Below are 16,036 nucleotides of genomic sequence, written 5' to 3'. Positions count from 1 at the left end.
TTAACCAGCCATCGTGACGATCAACGGTCCGCTTCGGGTTGCGATCACGGTGTGCTCGTATTGAACGGTCGGCGCCTCGGGGCTGCTGTAGAGCGTCCACGGATCATCGCCATCCTGTGCCCATTCGGCGCCAAGAGACAGGAACGGCTCGACGGTGAACACCAGGCCTTCGCTCATGACGCGGCGTTCGGAGCGGTCGGGCCATGTTGCGATCTCCGTCGGCTCCTCGTGGAGCGACAGGCCGACGCCGTGACTGGCAAGGTTCCTGACCAGGCTGTAACCGTTCTTCCGCGCAAAAGTCCCGATGGCTTGACCGATACCGGCAATCGGTTTGCCGGCTCCAACCTGCTGCAGGCCGGTCCACATCGCGCGCCGGCCATCTCTGCAAAGACGTTCGACCGCTCGGGTTGCGGGTGGAACGGCGAACGACGCTCCCGTATCCGCAAACAAGCCGTTCTTCTCGGCTGACACGTCGATGTTCACGAGATCCCCGCGCGCGATCCGCCGATCGCCGGGGATGCCATGAGCGATCTCCTCGTTCACGCTGATGCAGGTCGCGCCCGGAAAGTCGTAGGCCAGCTCCGGAGCCGAACGTGCGCCGGCAGCCTCCAGCAAGGTTCGCCCGATCCGGTCGAGTTCGGAGGTGGTCATGCCCGGCTCGAGCGCCTTGCCCATTGCCTCCAGGATATTGGCGACGATGCGCCCGATCTCTTTCAGGCGCGCGAGGTCGTTGTCATCCGAGATTGTCATGTCAGGCTCTTCCGAAAGCCGGGACATAGCCCTTGTGAAGGCGCCTTGCAAACGGAAGAGATCGTTTCGAAGCCGCGCTCAGATCTCATCGAGCAAGCTGCGGACCTTGGCAGCGAGGTCTTCGATCGCGAAGGGTTTCGGAAGCAGATGCCTACCGGCATCGAGCACGCCATTGTGAACGATTGCGTTACGCGTGTAGCCGGTGGTGAACAGCACTTTCAGCCCCGGGTATCGTCTCGACAGCTCGGCCGCAAGCTCGGCGCCGGTCATGTCGGGCATGACGACATCCGTGAACAGCAGATCCGGAACGAAACCATTTTCGATCGTCCTGATCGCCTCTTTGGCGCTGGCTGCCTCGATGACGGTGTAGCCAAGTTCGCGCAGGCTTTCGGAGGACATGCTGCGGACGCGCTCGTCGTCTTCCACGACGAGAATGGTTTCGTTCTGATGGTTTGCACCGGCGGATATCTCTTCCTGCGACAGATCTGAGCCCGTCTCCTCGCCGGCAAACCGTGGAAGGTAGACCTTCACGGTCGTGCCAACGTCGACTTCCGAGTCAATTTTGACATGGCCGCCCGACTGCCGCACGAAACCATAGACTTGGCTAAGGCCGAGGCCGGTGCCCTTGCCCACGACCTTGGTCGTGAAAAACGGATCGAACACCTTGCCGAGCACATCGGCCGGAATTCCCGTGCCGTTGTCCGTCACCGCCACGAGAACGTACTGCCCCGGAGCGAGTGCGTACTCGCGAGCATATTTTCGATCGATCGAGGCGTTGCTGGTTTCTATCGTCAGCCTGCCGCCCTTTGGCATGGCATCGCGCGCATTGACCGCGAGATTGATCATGGCGCTTTCAAGCTGGGCCGGGTCTGCCTTGACCCGCCAAAGGCCATCCGCCAGCACCGTTTCGAGGCGGATCAGCTCGCCAAGTGACCGCTCGAGCAGCTCGCTCATCCCGCCGACCATCTTGTTGATGTCCACGACCTCAGGCGCGAGCGGCTGTTGGCGCGAGAATGCGAGCAGTCGCTGCGTCAACGTAGCGGCGCGATTTGCACCGTCGATGGCGCCCTCGATGAAGCGGTCTATGCTGACCTCTCCCCTGCCGAGCCGCCGCTTGGCAAGATTCAGGCTGCCGAGAATCACGGCCAGCATATTGTTGAAGTCGTGGGCAATACCGCCGGTCAATTGCCCGACGGCTTCCATCTTCTGGGATTGCCGCAATTGCTCTTCGGCTTTCATGCGCTCGGCAATTTCGTCGGCAACACGTTGCTCCAATCCGGCATTGAGCGCCTCGAGCCGGGTCAAGAGCTGGGCGTTGTCGATAGCGGTGGCGGCATGGCCCGCAATACCAAGCAAGGCGGCCTCATGCTCTGCCTGGAATTTACCCGTCTCGGCGTGACCGAAGAAAAGTCCGCCGAGGACTTCGCCGGTTCGCGAGGTCACGGGGACCGCCAGGTAGGATCGGACCGGAAGATGACCCTCCGGCATGCCTTTCCGTGGCGCGTTTTTGCCGTAGCGCGGGTCCTGCAGGATGTCGTCGGACCTCATCGCACCCGTGCCCTTGAACGTCGGCTCGAACACGGCGGTGTTGCGTGGCATCGGGAAGTTCTCGAAAGCGGACCGCGGCACACCCGACAGCGAATACAGCATGTAGCTGCCGCCATCCGGCGCAACGACATTGTAGAAGAAGGCCCCGAACTGAGCGCCAGTCAGCTCGACGCCGGCATCCGTGACGATCTGGACGATCTTCTCGAGATCGCGCTCGCGAGACACCGAGGCCCCGGTATCATTCAGTAGTCTGAGATGACGCTCGGTTTTCTTTTGCGCGGTGATGTCCAGAACCGTTCCGATGAACCGAACAGCCTGGCCGTTGACGAAGATGGCTTGACCGGTCGCGGCGATCCAGCGCTCGACCCCATCCTCGATGCCGATGGTTCGGTATTCCATATTGTAGCTTGTCGGCGCGTGCGGCGTCAGGGCTGCGGACACGGCCTCGTGGGCGCGCTGCCTGTCCTCGGGATGAAGGCCCTTCAGGAACGACCCTTCATAGCTGACTTCGGCATCGGCCGGTAAACCGAACACCTCCCTGCAGCGGTTATCCCATCGAAGAACGTTGTTGACCGGGTCGTAGTCCCAGGTGCCGATACCAGCCGCCTTGTTCGCAAGCGTCAGTCGTTCGGCAGCCTCCCGCGCTGCCTGTTCCGATCGGACGCGCTCGATGTGGGCCCATGATCGCTCGGTCACTTCGGCGAGCAAGGCGAGTTCGCGCGGCGTCCACTGGTGCGGGCCGCGGTGATGAATCGCCATCAAGGCGGTAAGTCGCCCTTCTTTCACCAAGGGCATGCAGATCGTCGAGCCGATCCCGATGTTCTGGAAAGTGGCGGCTTCGTCCGGCGCAATCTCCCTTAAATTGTCATTGATGATGAGCGGCCTGCCGGCGCCCAACTCTCGCACCGCCTTCTTGCCGAAGTCGGCCAGACTGTAGTGCCCGATGATATGCATTGCGCCGGGCGCGGCCCAATCGCCGCGTATCGTGAAGCCGTCCTGGTCCGGGTCCATGTCGGCATAGGCGCAGTTCGAGACGTCGAGATGCTCGCCAAGCATCCTGGTCGTCACCGCCATCACGCCGTCCGCATCGCGAGTCCTGGCGGTCTCCTTGTTGAGTGCGTCCAGGAAAAGCAGGCGGGCTTCGTTCTCCCGCACGGCCGTTTCCGCACGACGACGCTCGACGGCCGTGCGCGTCCGCTCGGCAACATCGCGGATGAGCTCCAGCTCTTCGGGGCTCCATTCGCGCGGCCCGGCATTGTTCAAATACAGCAGCGCCACGACCCCGTCGGGCTCCGAGATCGGCATGTTGACGAGCGCACGCGCAGAGATCGCCTCCAGCGCCTCGGCACGATCGCCGACACGAGGGTCTTTTTCCGCATCGGCACAGATGACGGTCTCGCCCCGCTTGAGATCTTCGATGTAGCTGCCATAGTCGCGGAAGCGCAGTACGCCTGCGAGGCTCACGATGCCCGGTGCGTTCCAGTCGCGGACAATGGTGATGGTCTCGGCTGAGGTGTCGACCGTGCCATAGCCCGCCCGGCTGACGTTCAGGCTGCGGCCAAGCAGCTCTGCCGCAGCATAGGCGAGATCGTCGGGATTGCTGATCTCCCGGATGTAGTCGCCGAGTGTGGCTAAGACGGAATTGCGATCGGCCGAGCGGACCCCGGTCGCTGTCGTCATTGGTCTTCCCCTGCCACTTTCCTGGCTCCACGATGAGCCAGCTGTTTGATCGTCCCGCTGCTTCGCTTCGACCACAGGTAGCCCGCCTGAACTTCGAGTGATGCAGACGGTCGCGCAAATTGTATGCGCGATAACCGCATGATGGCATTTAGGTTCCCGTCATCACCGCCCCCTGGGAGAGGCCGTTCTGCCTGCTCCCACCTGGCGGTCCGATTGCCAATCCAGACGTCGCGGACAGGCACGCGGATGCGCCACCGCAAGTTGTGGCAGCGCGGATCGTCGTGTAGCATCGATCTCCGCCTTTCACCGCGCGTGGTCCCGATCGTTTCATGCTCGCCCGTCGTCTGCTTGTCCTGGCCTTGCTGTTGCTTCCCGGCGCATTGCATGCCGAAGGGACGCCGGCCGAGAAGACTGGATTTGCGTCCAGGCTGACGATCTATCTTGCCAAGGGACCACCCGACGCATGCGGACCGGGCTGCGACCGCTGGATCGCCATCGAGGGCGATATCGACCAGGACGCTGCGCCGCGCATTCGCCGCTTCCTCACCGGCGTCAAGGACACGCAGCGTCCGATCTACCTCTATTCACCGGGCGGAAACGTGGAGCAGTCCTATGTCATCGGGCGGTTGTTGCGCAGCCGCAAGGCGATCGCCCGGGTTGGCCGGAGCATCGCGACGGCGTGCGCCGCGGGCACGCAGGTGGACGCCGCGTGCCTGAAGATCAAGAACGCGGGCGGTGAGGTGGAAGCTGAACTCACCACCTACCATGCGATGTGCAACTCTGCCTGCGGTTACCTGTTGCTCGGGGCGACGTCGCGTGAGATTGCCCCCGACGCCGCGCTGGCGGTCCATAATTCCAGGCTGGTCCTTGCCTTTCACGGGCATCCGCCCCCGGCGGCCGTCGCGGAATACAGACAGCGGCGGATGGCGAGGGCCGATCGCGATCGCGCTGCATTCATCGCGGCGATGGGGATCAGCCACGAGCTTGATGATCTGATCCGGACGGTGAAGTTCGAAAACCTGCACATGCTGACGCGCGCCGAGCTTTATCGTTTCGGCATCGACACGCGTTCGCTTGCCGAAACGGCGTGGAAGCTGGAAGAGGAAGCGCGTCCCTTCGTCCGCAAGCTCGCGATGCTGAAGAAGGAGAACGGCGCGTCGTTCCGGCCCATGGAATGGCGTCTGTCCTGCGAAAGCGGGAAACGCGTGCCGCTGACATTCGCGGGCGAGATCGACGAGCCAGCCGTCGGCAAAAGCACCATCCTGGTGACGGCGGATGCCGACAGGGACAGGGCGGCCGGAGGGTCCGCGTTGCGCGCCGGAAAATACGAAGTCTGGCGCGGCAGCATCGATCCCGACATGGTCAAGGCGATACTGGCGTCCCGCTCCCTGCATGTCCGCGAGACCACGCTGTTACCCGACGACAAGGCGGACATCACGAATTTCGACATCGACTTGACGGGCCTGACGTCAGTGTGGCCGCAGCTTGCGGCTTCATGCGCGGCGGCGACGCCGGCTCCGAAAAGCCCGTGGCCGGCCCTTCCGCGGCCGAACGCCGGCGTAACGCTCCCGGCCGCCCCGTCGCCGTAAGTTCAACGAGGCAAAACTCGAACACCGCGCCGAAGGGGCTCAGCTCTGCCAGGGCGTGTTGCGAATGCGCGTGCACGCGTTCGGCTTGTGAAATGTGGGATCGTGATCTTCGATGTAATCGAAATTGACCGTGCCGAATGTGGTCTGCGGCTTCTTCAAGGCCGAGCAGGTTTGAATCTGAAGGAACTCGTTCTTGAAATCACCGCGCGGAAATGCGGTGGTCACCTGGTCGCGCTGCTCCGGCGTGTATTCATCATAGCCAATCCCCACGACGTCGACCAACACACCCGCATTCGTGAGAGCGATTTCCGGCCGCATGTATTGTGGAATTCCAGGCGTCGTATGTAACGCGATCGCCTCCCAAACCAGATCGGTTTTTGGCTCGTCAATGCCGTGCCCCCTCAGAAATTCGCGGGCGGCATCGGCGCCATCAACTTCAAACCGCTTGGTCTGCGTGTGGTAATGGTCGACGAGTCCGAGATCGTGGAACAGCGCCGCGATGTAGAGCAGCTCGGAATCGAATTTTAGATTTTGCCGATGTCCCTTGATCGCGCCGAATACAAAAACGCGGACCGAGTGGTTGAACAACATGTCGTTTTCGTACTGGCGCACCAGCTCGGCGGCCTCCCGTGCGATCTTGCTGTCGGGAATCTTCACGCCGGAAATTGCGATGGTCATATCAAGCTCCTGCCTTGCATCGCTGAGATCTCAGGACATGCCGTCGCAGTCGAAGGCATGTGTCCACCCTCTTGCCGTCCGGCACCGCGGTCAGGCTGCCATCTCCTCCTTCGCGGGCTGCGGCGTGTTTCGGAAGCTGATTGCCATGCGATTGTAGGCGTTCATCAGGCCGATCGCGATGGTGAGATCGACGAGCTCGCGCTCCTCGAAGACGGCGCGGGCAGCCTCGTAAGCTTGATCCGGGATGCCGGTTTCGGCCACGCGGGTCACCGTTTCGGCCCATGCGAGGGCGGCACGCTCCCGCTCGTCGAACAGATGCCCGCCTTCCGCCCAGGCCTGCACCAGCGCGATCTTTTCGATCTTCTGTCCGCTCTTCAGCAGATCGCGCGTGTGCATGTCGAGGCAGTAGGCGCAGTTGTTGATCTGCGAAATGCGCAGATAGACCAGAGTGACGAGCGTTGCAGGAAGATTGCTCTGCATGACATAGCCGTAAACGCCGCCGAGCGCTTTCATGCCTGCGGGTGCGACGCGGTCGTAATCGAGACGCTTAGCCATTTTCATACTCCATGATCGGTTCTGTTCGGCGGCTGTCGCCGGATACTTTCCTTGTCCGATAAATGTCTCTGCGCTGGTCTACAAAAAAGCACCAAGAATGGACAAAAACCGTGTACCACGAAGGCATGGTCAAACCGCTGCGGCTGGAGCTCGATCGATCTGCGAAGACGCCATTGGCGGAACAGATCCGCAGAGGTATCGGGGCTGCCATCGAGAGCGGCGTGCTCGCGCCGGGAGCTCGTCTGCCGTCCTGGCAGGATTTGGCGGCTCAGCTGGGTGTCGCCCGCGGCACCGTGCGTTCGGCTTACGAAAAACTCTCATCCGCGCAACTGATCGTCGCGTCGCGCGCGACCGGAACCCACGTCGCGGATCGACCCGCCTTTTCCCCTCGGCAGGAAGCAGCTCCCCACCCCGGCTCGTTCATGGAGATGTACCAGGAGCTCACTGCGGGACCGGCCGTTTTCCAGATGGGTGTGCCCGCTCACGAGACCTTTCCTGCCAAGCTGTTTGCGAGGATGCGCACACGGGCGGTGCGCGCGGAAACCAGCGCACCGGCCATCTATCGGGATCCGCGCGGCGAGCTGGAATTGAGGCGCGACATTGCGGCGTATCTCGCGCTGGCACGGGGGGTCGAATGTGCACCGTCGCAGATCATTATCACCGGCGGCTTCAGCAGCGGGCTCGGACTGGCACTCCGGGTTCTCGGCCTTGAGCAGAAGAAGGTCTGGATGGAGGACCCGGGCTTCCCCTTCACGAGACACGGCCTTGAGCTTGCAAGGTTGTCGATCACGCCGATCCCGGTCGACGCGGACGGCATTGACGTGGGATACGGCCTGAAACACGCTCCTGATGCTGCATTGGTCGTCGTGACCCCGGGACAGCAGGCACCGCTTGGCTCCACCTTGTCGCTGCCACGACGTTCGCGTCTTCTCGACTGGGCAGCCCGGGAACGGGTGTGGGTGATCGAGGACGACTATCTGAGCGAGCTTCAGCTGAGGGGGCGGGCCACACCGGCGCTCGCTTCTCTCGATCGTTTCGGGCGCGTTATTCACATCGGGTCTTTCAGCAAGACCCTGACTCCTGCCTTGCGGCTGGGCTTCGTCGTTGCACCCGCCTCGCTGGCTTCCCGTTTTGCCGAGGTTGCGGCATGCCTCGCTCCGGCGCCCGGGGCTTCCGTACAGATCGCAACCGCCGAATTCATCCGCGACGGCCACTATCTACGGCATCTTCGACGCACGAAGCGGGCCTATGCCGCGCAAGGCGATGCGCTGCTGAAATGCCTCAAGGCGCGCGCCAAGGACGTTGCGATCGCCGGATTGGCCGCGGTCCTGAGACTGCCGGACGGAACCTCCGACGTCGCGATCGCGCGGGAAGCGGCATCGTTTGGATTGGCGCCCACGCCCCTGTCGCTATGGCATGCATCTGCGGCCTCGGCGCGATCCGGCCTGTTGCTGGGCGTCGCCACATCTCCCCACAAAAGGATCGAGGCATCCTGCGACCGGCTTCTTCAGATCATCGACCGTCATACGTGACGAGCTTGGGCCCTATGCTTCCGCAACTAAACCGGCGTGTAGATCACGAGCTTCAGCGCCGGATCGTCGTTGGCCTGAAAGCTCGTGTGCTCGAACCGGAGCACGCCCTTGGTCGGATGGTTCATGATCTTGAGGCCCGCGGCGGTGCTGCGGATCTCGTGCGCTTCCCACCATTTGACGAATTCCGGACTGCCCTGGCGCAGCTGCGTCAGCAATTCCGTGAAGGCAGGATCGCCGGCCCAGACGTCGTGAGTGGCGCGAAACATCGCGACCATGCTCTTCGCGACGTCGCTCCAGCCGGCACCGTAGAACTTTCGCGTCTGCTTGTTCGTCAGCACCAGCAGCAGCGTGTTGCGGTCCTGTTCGGGCAATTGTCCGAACCCGAAGATCTCCTCGGCCGCCGCGTTCCAGGCCAACACGTCCCAGCGCCGCCCCGTGATGTAGGCCGGCTGCTTCAGGCTTTCGATCATCCGCCGAATTGGCGGCGGTACGATCTCGCGCGTGAACGCGCGCCTGTCGCCGTCGCGGGCCAGTGCCTTGAGATGGGCGTGCTCGGTCTTGCTGAGGCGTAGCGCACGCGCCAGCGCGTCGATGGTGGTGACCGAGGGGCTGACGGTGCGGCCCTGCTCGAGGCGGATGTACCAATCGACTCCGATGCCGGCGAGCTGCGCCACCTCTTCGCGGCGCAGGCCCGCAGTGCGGCGCCGCCGGCCGGCAGGAAGCCCGACCGTCTTCGGCGACAGCTTTTCGCGGCGAGACCTGAGAAAGTCGCCGAATTCGACGCGGCGTGGATCGGCCATGGTGACGTGCCTCGATGGAGGGCCTGGAGAATACTAGGATAATACCAGGCCTTCCTGACCCTGGGAAGGCGGTGCATATGGGCATCACCCGAACATGAGGTGACCACCATGAAAGCCGCCGTACTCAAATCCCTGGGATCTCCGCTCGTCATCGAGAATGCACCCGAGCCGGTACTCGGGACCGGCGAGGTCATCGTGGACGTCATCGCAACGCGGGTGCTGTCCTACATGAACGAGGTCTTCAGCGGTGAGCGCAACTATGCGCTCGAGCTGCCGATCATCCCCGGGCCTGGCGGCATCGGCCGGGTCCGCGCCATCGGCCCGGACGCAACCAAACTCGCAATCGGCGATTGGGTGTTCTGCGACCCGACGGTGCGCTCGCGCGACAACGCCGCGGCGCCCGACATTGCCCTGCAAGGACTCACCGCCCCCGGTGCCGGCGCGATGCGCCTGCAACAGCATTTTCGCCACGGCTCGTTCGCCGAGCAGATGCGAGTGCCGACTGAGAACGTAAAGCCCCTAGGCCAAATCACGTCCGACGAAGCCACGCGATGGTGCGCGCTGGGGACTCTGCTGGTGCCCTATGGCGGTTTCCTCGCCGCCAACCTCCAGCCCGGCGAGACCGTGCTGGTGAGCGGGGCCACCGGCAATTTCGGCAGCGCAGCCGTCTCGGTCGCGCTCGCGATGGGCGCGGCCTGCGTGGTCGCGCCCGGCCGCAACGACAAGATCTTGGCCGACCTCGTCCGCCGCTTCGGCGATCGCGTCAAGCCGGTCAGGCTCTCCGGCAACGAGGACGACGACCGCGAGAGCATGAAGCGCGCGGCGCGAGGGCCGATCGACTGCGTGCTCGACATCATGCCGCCCTCGGTGAGCACGAATGTGGTGCGCGCGGCGATCATGACGGTGCGCGCTTACGGCCGCGTCGTGCTGATGGGTGGCGTCGGCATGGCGGGCGGCGCGGGGCTCGAACTGGCCTATCCCTGGATCATGCGCAACTGCATCAGCATCCACGGCGTCTGGATGTACCCGCCGGATGCGGCAGGCCGCCTGATCGCTCTGGTGCGCGCGGGACTGCTCAGACTGGAGGAGTACGAGGCCACCGCCTTCGATCTCGACCACGCCAACGAGGCGGTGGACCATGCCGCCGCCAATGGTGGGCCGTTCAAATTGACGGTGATCCGGCCTTGAGCGCTCCGGGAAGCACCATTTTTTTGTTAGTCCGGCCAAGCACTTGGCTACTGTGCATGGGGTTGTTTTCGAGGGTTTTTTACTCGAGCTCGACCACCTGGCCGTTCGACAACGACACGCGGCGGTCCATGCGACCGGCGAGCTCCATGTTGTGGGTCGCGATCAGCATGGAGACCTTGGTCGCCTTGACGAGCTGCATCAGGGCCTGGAAAACGTGGTCGGCGGTGTGCGGATCGAGATTGCCGGTCGGCTCGTCCGCAAACAGCACCCGCGGAGCATTGGCCACCGCGCGCGCGATCGCAACGCGCTGCTGCTCGCCGCCCGACAGCTCGGACGGACGGTGCGTGATGCGCTCGCCGAGGCCGAGATAGCCGAGGATCTCCTTGGCGCGCTTGACGCTCTCGGATTTCTTGAGGCCGCGGATCATCTGCGGCATCATCACGTTCTCCAGCGCCGAGAACTCCGGCAGCAGCCGGTGCGATTGGTAGACGAAGCCGATGTCGGTGCGGCGAAGCTGGGTGCGCTCGATGTCGGGCAGTTGCGAGGTCGGCGCGCCGTTGACGTAGACCTCGCCGGAATCGGGCGCTTCCAACAGCCCCGCAATGTGCAGCAGCGTCGACTTGCCCGAGCCGGACGGCGCCACCAGCGCGACGGACTGGCCCGCCCACAGCGCGAGCTTGGCGCCGTCGAGGATCGTCAGCGGCACCTCGCCCTGCAAGTACTGGCGCTTTATCTCGTGGAGATAAATGACCGGTACATCTTCCGCCCCCTGGCTCTCCATCAGCCCCTCACTCGTACCGCAGCGCTTCGACGGGATCGAGGCGCGCAGCGCGCCAGGACGGATACAGCGTCGCCAGGAACGACAGCGTCAGCGCCATGATGACGACGGCCGAGGTCTCGCCGATGTCGATCTCGGCGGGCAGCTTCGACAGGAAATAGAGTTCTGGCGAAAACAGTTCGGTGCTGGTCAGCCAGGACAGGAATTGCCGGATCGACTCGATGTTGAGGCAGATCACCAGCCCGACGATGAAGCCGACCATCGTACCGACGACGCCGATCGAAGCGCCCGTGATCAGGAAGATGCGCATGATCGAGCCTTGCGAGGCTCCCATCGTGCGCAGGATTGCGATGTCGCTGCCCTTGTCCTTCACCAGCATGATCAGGCCGGACACGATGTTGAGCGCCGCGACCAGCACGATCATTGTGAGGATCAGGAACATCACGTTGCGCTCGACCTGGAGCGCGTTGAAGAAGGTCGAGTTGCGCTGGCGCCAATCAACCAGGAACACCGGCCGGCCCGCCGCCTCCGTCACCGCCTGGCGGAACGCGACGATCTGGTCCGGATTGGTGGTGAAGACCTCGATCGAGGTGACGTCGTTGCTGCGGTTGAAATAGGCCTGCGCCTCCGCGAGCGGCATGAACACAAAGCCGAGATCATACTCGGACATGCCGATCTCGAACACCGCAGCGATCTTGTACGGCTTGATGCGCGGTGTCGTGCCCATCGGGGTGACCGCGCCCTTCGGCGCCACCAGCGTGATGCTGTCGCCGGCGTGCAGCGACAGCTGGTCAGCGAGGCGCCGGCCGATCGCGACCCCCTGCCCGTCGTCAAAGCCCTCGAGCGAGCCCTGCTTGATGTTCTTGGCGATCGAGGTGAGGTTGTTGAGGTCGTCGGAGCGGATGCCGCGCACCAGGACGCCGGAGGCGTTCCAGGGCGATGACGCCAGCGCCTGGCCGTCCACCACGGGCGCTGCGAGCCGGATACCCTGGACCTGGCTGAGGCGGTCGGCGACGTCCTTCCAGTCGGTCAGCGGCGATTCCAGCGGCTGGACCAGGATGTGGCCGTTGAGCCCGAGGATCTTGTCGAGCAGCTCCTTGCGGAAGCCGTTCATGACGGCCATGACGATGATCAGCGTCGCCACGCCCAGCATGATGCCGAGGAAGGAGAACCCGGCGATGACCGAGATGAATCCCTCCTTTCGGCGCGCCCGCAAGTAACGCGCCGACAGCATCCACTCGAATGGCGCAAAAGGCGCGGTTTGAACGGTTTCGGTCATGGTCTCATCCATCGCTCGATAGTCCCATGATTCGGGGTCAAATGTGGCCGGATTGGCGGCCGCGATCTCGGGCGATGAACAATATTCAGCCGACCAGCCTTATCAGCCCACAAGTCTTGCGACCGCGTCCGCAGGCGACATGGTCTCGCGGGCGCCGTCACTTCGCCGCTTGAGCTCGACCTTGCCGTCGGCGAGCCCTTTCGGCCCGATCATGATCTGCCAGGGGATGCCGATCAGGTCGGCGGCGGCGAATTTGGCTCCGGCGCGCTGGTCGGTATCGTCGTAGAGCACGTCGACGCCCTTGGCGGACAGCTCCGCATAGAGCTTCTCGCAGGCCGCATCGACCGCGGCATCGCCCTGCTTGAGGTTGAGAATCGACACCCGGAACGGGGCAACGGCCTCCGGCCATTTGATGCCGGCATCGTCATGGCAGGCCTCGATGATGGCGCCGAGCAGGCGGGAGACGCCGACGCCGTAGGAGCCGCCATGGATCGGCACGTCGACACCGTCGGGGCCCGCCACCAGCGCCTTCATCGCGTCGGAATATTTCGTGCCGAAATAGAAGATCTGCCCGACCTCGATACCGCGGGTGTTCACCCGCTTGTCCGCGGGCACTTCCTGCTCGAAGCGCGCGGCGTCGTGAACGTCTTCCGTCGCCGCATAGACCGAGGTCCATTGCTTGATGATCGGCGTCAAATCGCTCTCATAATCGACGTCCTCGCCCGGCACCGGCAGGTCGAGCACGTCGCGATTGATGAACACGCCGGATTCGCCGGTCTCGGCGAGCACGATGAACTCGTGGCTGAGGTCGCCGCCGATCGGGCCGGTCTCGGCACGCATCGGGATCGCCTTCAGCCCCATCCGCGCGAAGGTGCGCAAATACGCGACGAACATCTTGTTGTAGGCGACGCGCGCCGCGGCCTCGTTGAGGTCGAACGAATAGGCGTCCTTCATCAGGAACTCGCGGCCGCGCATCACGCCGAAGCGCGGGCGCTGCTCGTCGCGGAATTTCCATTGAATATGATAGAGATTGAGCGGCAGGCTCTTGTAGGACTTCACATAGGCGCGGAAGATCTCGGTGATCATTTCCTCGTTGGTCGGCCCGTACAGCAGCTCACGCTTGTGCCGGTCGGCGATGCGCAGCATCTCGGGGCCATAGGCATCGTAGCGGCCACTCTCGCGCCAGAGATCGGCAAGCTGAAGCGTCGGCATCAACAGTTCCAGCGCGCCGGACCGGTCCTGCTCCTCGCGCACGATCTGCTCGATCTTCTTGAGCACGCGGAAGCCGAGCGGCAGCCAGGCATAGATGCCGGCGGCCTCCTGCCGGATCATGCCGGCACGCAGCATCAGCCGATGCGAGACGATCTCCGCCTCTTTCGGATTTTCCTTCAGGATGGGCAGAAAGAACCGCGACAACCGCATGGCAATACTCGAGGAATCAGTGATGGCTTGCAGTGAAACCGGATTGGGAGCCAAAACACAAGACCGGGAATGAGGAAAACCCGCTAACACAGCGGAATTCCTGTCATTTTTCCGTCGACTTCAGATTCGACGCGAGGTGCCGAAGAGCCGGGTTCAGGGCGCCGCCACCTCGAACTCGTCCTCCAGCGTGATCTTCTCGAAATCGGTCACCAGCGCGTCGATCCGCACATGCCAACGGCCGGCAAAGGGCAGCTCGACCTTGCGCACGTGCCAGTAGCGGTCCGGCCCGAGCGAGGCGTTCCGCTCCATCGGCTCAATGCCGCGTTCGGGCAGGCTTAGCGTCAGCGTCACCTCCTTGGCCCCGAGCACCGCCCCCTCGCCGGTCATGAGCTGCAGGACGAAATCGTCGATACCCGCCTTGCCCGGCGAGACCAGGACCTGAAACATCGCCCTGTCGGTGTGGATGTGGATCGCCAGCGGCGTCTCCGGAGCGATCGTTCGCGGCGGCGGCGTGAAGCGCCAACCGGCCACGACGGCGAAGATGCCTAGCGCGATGGCGCATTCGAGTACAATCGAGCGCCTCAGTGCCGGCGCGGCCTTGTGATCCCCCGCCAGAGCCGGGGTCAGGCGGAAGCGGTTGAGCGCGGCAAGCGCCAGCAGCACGAGCACCAACGCCAGCTTGATCGAGAGGATCAGTCCATAGCGGGTCTCGACCAATGCAGACGGCTTCTCAAGCTCGACGATGGCGAGCGTGAGGCCGGTCAATGCGAGAACGCCAACGGCCGGCGCGGCGATGCGAGCAAAGCGGTTCACGACGGGCAATGCCGCGGCGGGTCGCTTTGACAACAGGGCGCCCAGCGGCGCGAGGGCCCCAATCCACAAGGCGACACCGAGACCATGGAGAAAGATTGACGGCCGGGTCAATAGTTCAGGCGATGCCGTAGCGGCGTGCCCGGTCATGGCCAGCGACAAGCCGACGCCGACGAAGGCAATGATCGCCAGAGCGCGCGCGCACCACGCGCTGCCTAGCGCCAGCAATGCGAACAGCATTGCAGCGACGGCCACGAGCGAGGCCGGGCCCGCGCTGGTCCCGAATGCGACTTTCCAGGGAGCCATCGTCGCGAGAGCGGATAGCGGTAGCCCGAGGAGATCCACCCCCAACACACCAAGGGAGACCACCGCGCTCGGGACACCGATGGCGAGCGCCACGCACGGCACGGTTATGCCGGTCATCGACCACGCAACCCAGCGCGCAAAGAACACGCCGCCGACGCCGACGAACAGGCCAAGATAGAGACCGACCCGCGCCAGCCAGATCAGCACGTTCAATCCGGCATCGGCGGTTGCGGGAGGTTGCGTCCCCGTCGGCATGCCGATCGAGAAGATCACCGATCCCGCGACGGGATGGCCATCCTGCGAGATCACGCGGTAGCTGACGACCGCCGTGCCCTGCGGCATGTCCGCCGGCATCGCAACCGAGATGATCTCGCCCGATGCGTTGACGCGCAAATCATCCCGCGCCCTGCCCGCGCCGTCGATCAATTGGATCGCGCCCGGCGTCACCGTCTCGTTGAAGCGCAACTCCACCGTCTTCGGCGCGCTCGCGAGCATGCTGCCGCTCGCCGGCTCGACCGCGACCAGCGCCGCGTGCGCCGAGGCGCCGGTCGCGAAGCCGACAAAGAGGAGCAGCGTCGCGAGCGCGGCGAGCAGGCGCATCAGGGTTTCGGCAGGAGTTTCAGGCCAGGCGCCGGTGACTTGTCCTCGTGCGAATGCCCGGTTCCATCCGCGGGAATCTCGATCCAGCGGCTGACGCCCGTCTCGCATTCCTGGACGACGGGGAAATACAGCGTCGTATTCGGCTTCAGGCTCGTGGTGAGGAAGCTGCTGATGACGAACTCATCGTAATTGTGGTCCGGCAGCTTGCCGCCGGACCAGGCCACCTCCTTGACGCCGGAGGAAAGCTTGTTGCCGTGGTAGTCGTACTCATTGGCGTATTTGCCCTCGACGATATCGACGGTCCAGCCCGCCTTCGGCATCGGCTTCACCGCGATCACGCCTTCCGGAATCTGCACCCGGATCTTCACCGTGGGCGAGCCCTTGCAGCCGTGCGGCACGGCGAAGACGGCCTTGTAGTAGGCGCCGACCGCCGCCTGTTTGGTCTCTAGCGTGATATGCGCCGCCGCGGGCGACGCTGCGAGCGCCGCGATCAGACTCGCAAGGATTCGATGCATTGTCAT

At 63.8% G+C, this 16,036-nt stretch carries 13 protein-coding genes; 3 read left to right on the top strand and 10 right to left on the bottom strand.

Features of this window, described 5'->3' with window-relative positions; translation table 11 throughout:
* The gene (map, locus tag AC0L3J_RS25290) at nt 1-750 is read right to left on the bottom strand and encodes a type I methionyl aminopeptidase (protein ID WP_473348671.1); all 750 of its coding nucleotides are present in this window, start codon (nt 748-750) and stop codon (nt 1-3) included.
* Nucleotides 751-828: 78 nt separating this feature from the next.
* Complete coding sequence (locus AC0L3J_RS25285; RefSeq protein WP_473348684.1) at nt 829-3,978, bottom strand: GAF domain-containing protein; 3,150 nt, start codon at nt 3,976-3,978, stop codon at nt 829-831.
* A gap of 329 nt (nt 3,979-4,307) precedes the next feature.
* On the opposite strand from AC0L3J_RS25285, the gene AC0L3J_RS25280 reads away from it, so the two are divergent.
* Nucleotides 4,308-5,567 (top strand): hypothetical protein, encoded by a 1,260-nt coding sequence (locus AC0L3J_RS25280; protein ID WP_473348670.1) that lies wholly within the window; start codon nt 4,308-4,310, stop codon nt 5,565-5,567.
* A 39-nt stretch (nt 5,568-5,606) separates the two neighbouring features.
* Here the strand turns inward: AC0L3J_RS25280 and AC0L3J_RS25275 are convergent, their stop codons facing one another.
* Both AC0L3J_RS25275 and AC0L3J_RS25270 read right to left on the bottom strand, forming a co-directional pair.
* The gene (locus tag AC0L3J_RS25275; RefSeq protein WP_473348669.1) at nt 5,607-6,245 is read right to left on the bottom strand and encodes an HD domain-containing protein; all 639 of its coding nucleotides are present in this window, start codon (nt 6,243-6,245) and stop codon (nt 5,607-5,609) included.
* A gap of 90 nt (nt 6,246-6,335) precedes the next feature.
* Nucleotides 6,336-6,800, bottom strand: a complete 465-nt coding sequence (locus tag AC0L3J_RS25270; RefSeq protein ID WP_473348668.1) for a carboxymuconolactone decarboxylase family protein — start codon at nt 6,798-6,800, stop codon at nt 6,336-6,338.
* A gap of 125 nt (nt 6,801-6,925) precedes the next feature.
* On the opposite strand from AC0L3J_RS25270, the gene pdxR reads away from it, so the two are divergent.
* Nucleotides 6,926-8,332 carry a MocR-like pyridoxine biosynthesis transcription factor PdxR gene (gene pdxR / locus AC0L3J_RS25265; RefSeq protein WP_473348683.1) on the top strand — a complete coding sequence of 469 codons (1,407 nt, stop codon included), beginning with the start codon at nt 6,926-6,928 and terminating at the stop codon, nt 8,330-8,332.
* 26 nt (nt 8,333-8,358) lie between these two features.
* Here pdxR and AC0L3J_RS25260 read toward each other — a convergent pair whose 3' ends face one another.
* Nucleotides 8,359-9,132, bottom strand: coding sequence for a helix-turn-helix transcriptional regulator (locus tag AC0L3J_RS25260; RefSeq protein WP_473348667.1), 774 nt, complete (start codon nt 9,130-9,132; stop codon nt 8,359-8,361).
* Nucleotides 9,133-9,240: 108 nt separating this feature from the next.
* Between AC0L3J_RS25260 and AC0L3J_RS25255 the strand changes: the two genes are divergently transcribed.
* The gene (locus AC0L3J_RS25255) at nt 9,241-10,320 is read left to right on the top strand and encodes an alcohol dehydrogenase catalytic domain-containing protein (RefSeq protein ID WP_473348666.1); all 1,080 of its coding nucleotides are present in this window, start codon (nt 9,241-9,243) and stop codon (nt 10,318-10,320) included.
* 79 nt (nt 10,321-10,399) lie between these two features.
* Here the strand turns inward: AC0L3J_RS25255 and AC0L3J_RS25250 are convergent, their stop codons facing one another.
* The 5 genes from AC0L3J_RS25250 to AC0L3J_RS25230 form a co-directional block, all read right to left on the bottom strand.
* Nucleotides 10,400-11,101 (bottom strand): ABC transporter ATP-binding protein, encoded by a 702-nt coding sequence (locus tag AC0L3J_RS25250; protein ID WP_007603608.1) that lies wholly within the window; start codon nt 11,099-11,101, stop codon nt 10,400-10,402.
* 7 nt (nt 11,102-11,108) lie between these two features.
* Nucleotides 11,109-12,389 (bottom strand): lipoprotein-releasing ABC transporter permease subunit, encoded by a 1,281-nt coding sequence (locus AC0L3J_RS25245; RefSeq protein WP_007603606.1) that lies wholly within the window; start codon nt 12,387-12,389, stop codon nt 11,109-11,111.
* A gap of 90 nt (nt 12,390-12,479) precedes the next feature.
* A complete protein-coding gene (gene proS, locus AC0L3J_RS25240; protein ID WP_007610920.1) occupies nt 12,480-13,799 on the bottom strand; it encodes a proline--tRNA ligase in 1,320 nt (439 codons plus the stop codon).
* A gap of 153 nt (nt 13,800-13,952) precedes the next feature.
* The gene (locus AC0L3J_RS25235; RefSeq protein ID WP_473348665.1) at nt 13,953-15,515 is read right to left on the bottom strand and encodes a copper resistance CopC/CopD family protein; all 1,563 of its coding nucleotides are present in this window, start codon (nt 15,513-15,515) and stop codon (nt 13,953-13,955) included.
* Nucleotides 15,515-16,030 carry a YcnI family copper-binding membrane protein gene (locus tag AC0L3J_RS25230; RefSeq protein WP_456769618.1) on the bottom strand — a complete coding sequence of 172 codons (516 nt, stop codon included), beginning with the start codon at nt 16,028-16,030 and terminating at the stop codon, nt 15,515-15,517. The genes AC0L3J_RS25235 and AC0L3J_RS25230 overlap by 1 nt, the downstream gene beginning before the upstream one ends.
* Between the last annotated feature and the right edge of the window lie 6 nt (nt 16,031-16,036).

The sequence above is a fragment of the Bradyrhizobium sp. Kon37 genome, from assembly GCF_055807535.1.
This window is presented reverse-complemented; position numbering and strand designations above follow the sequence as displayed.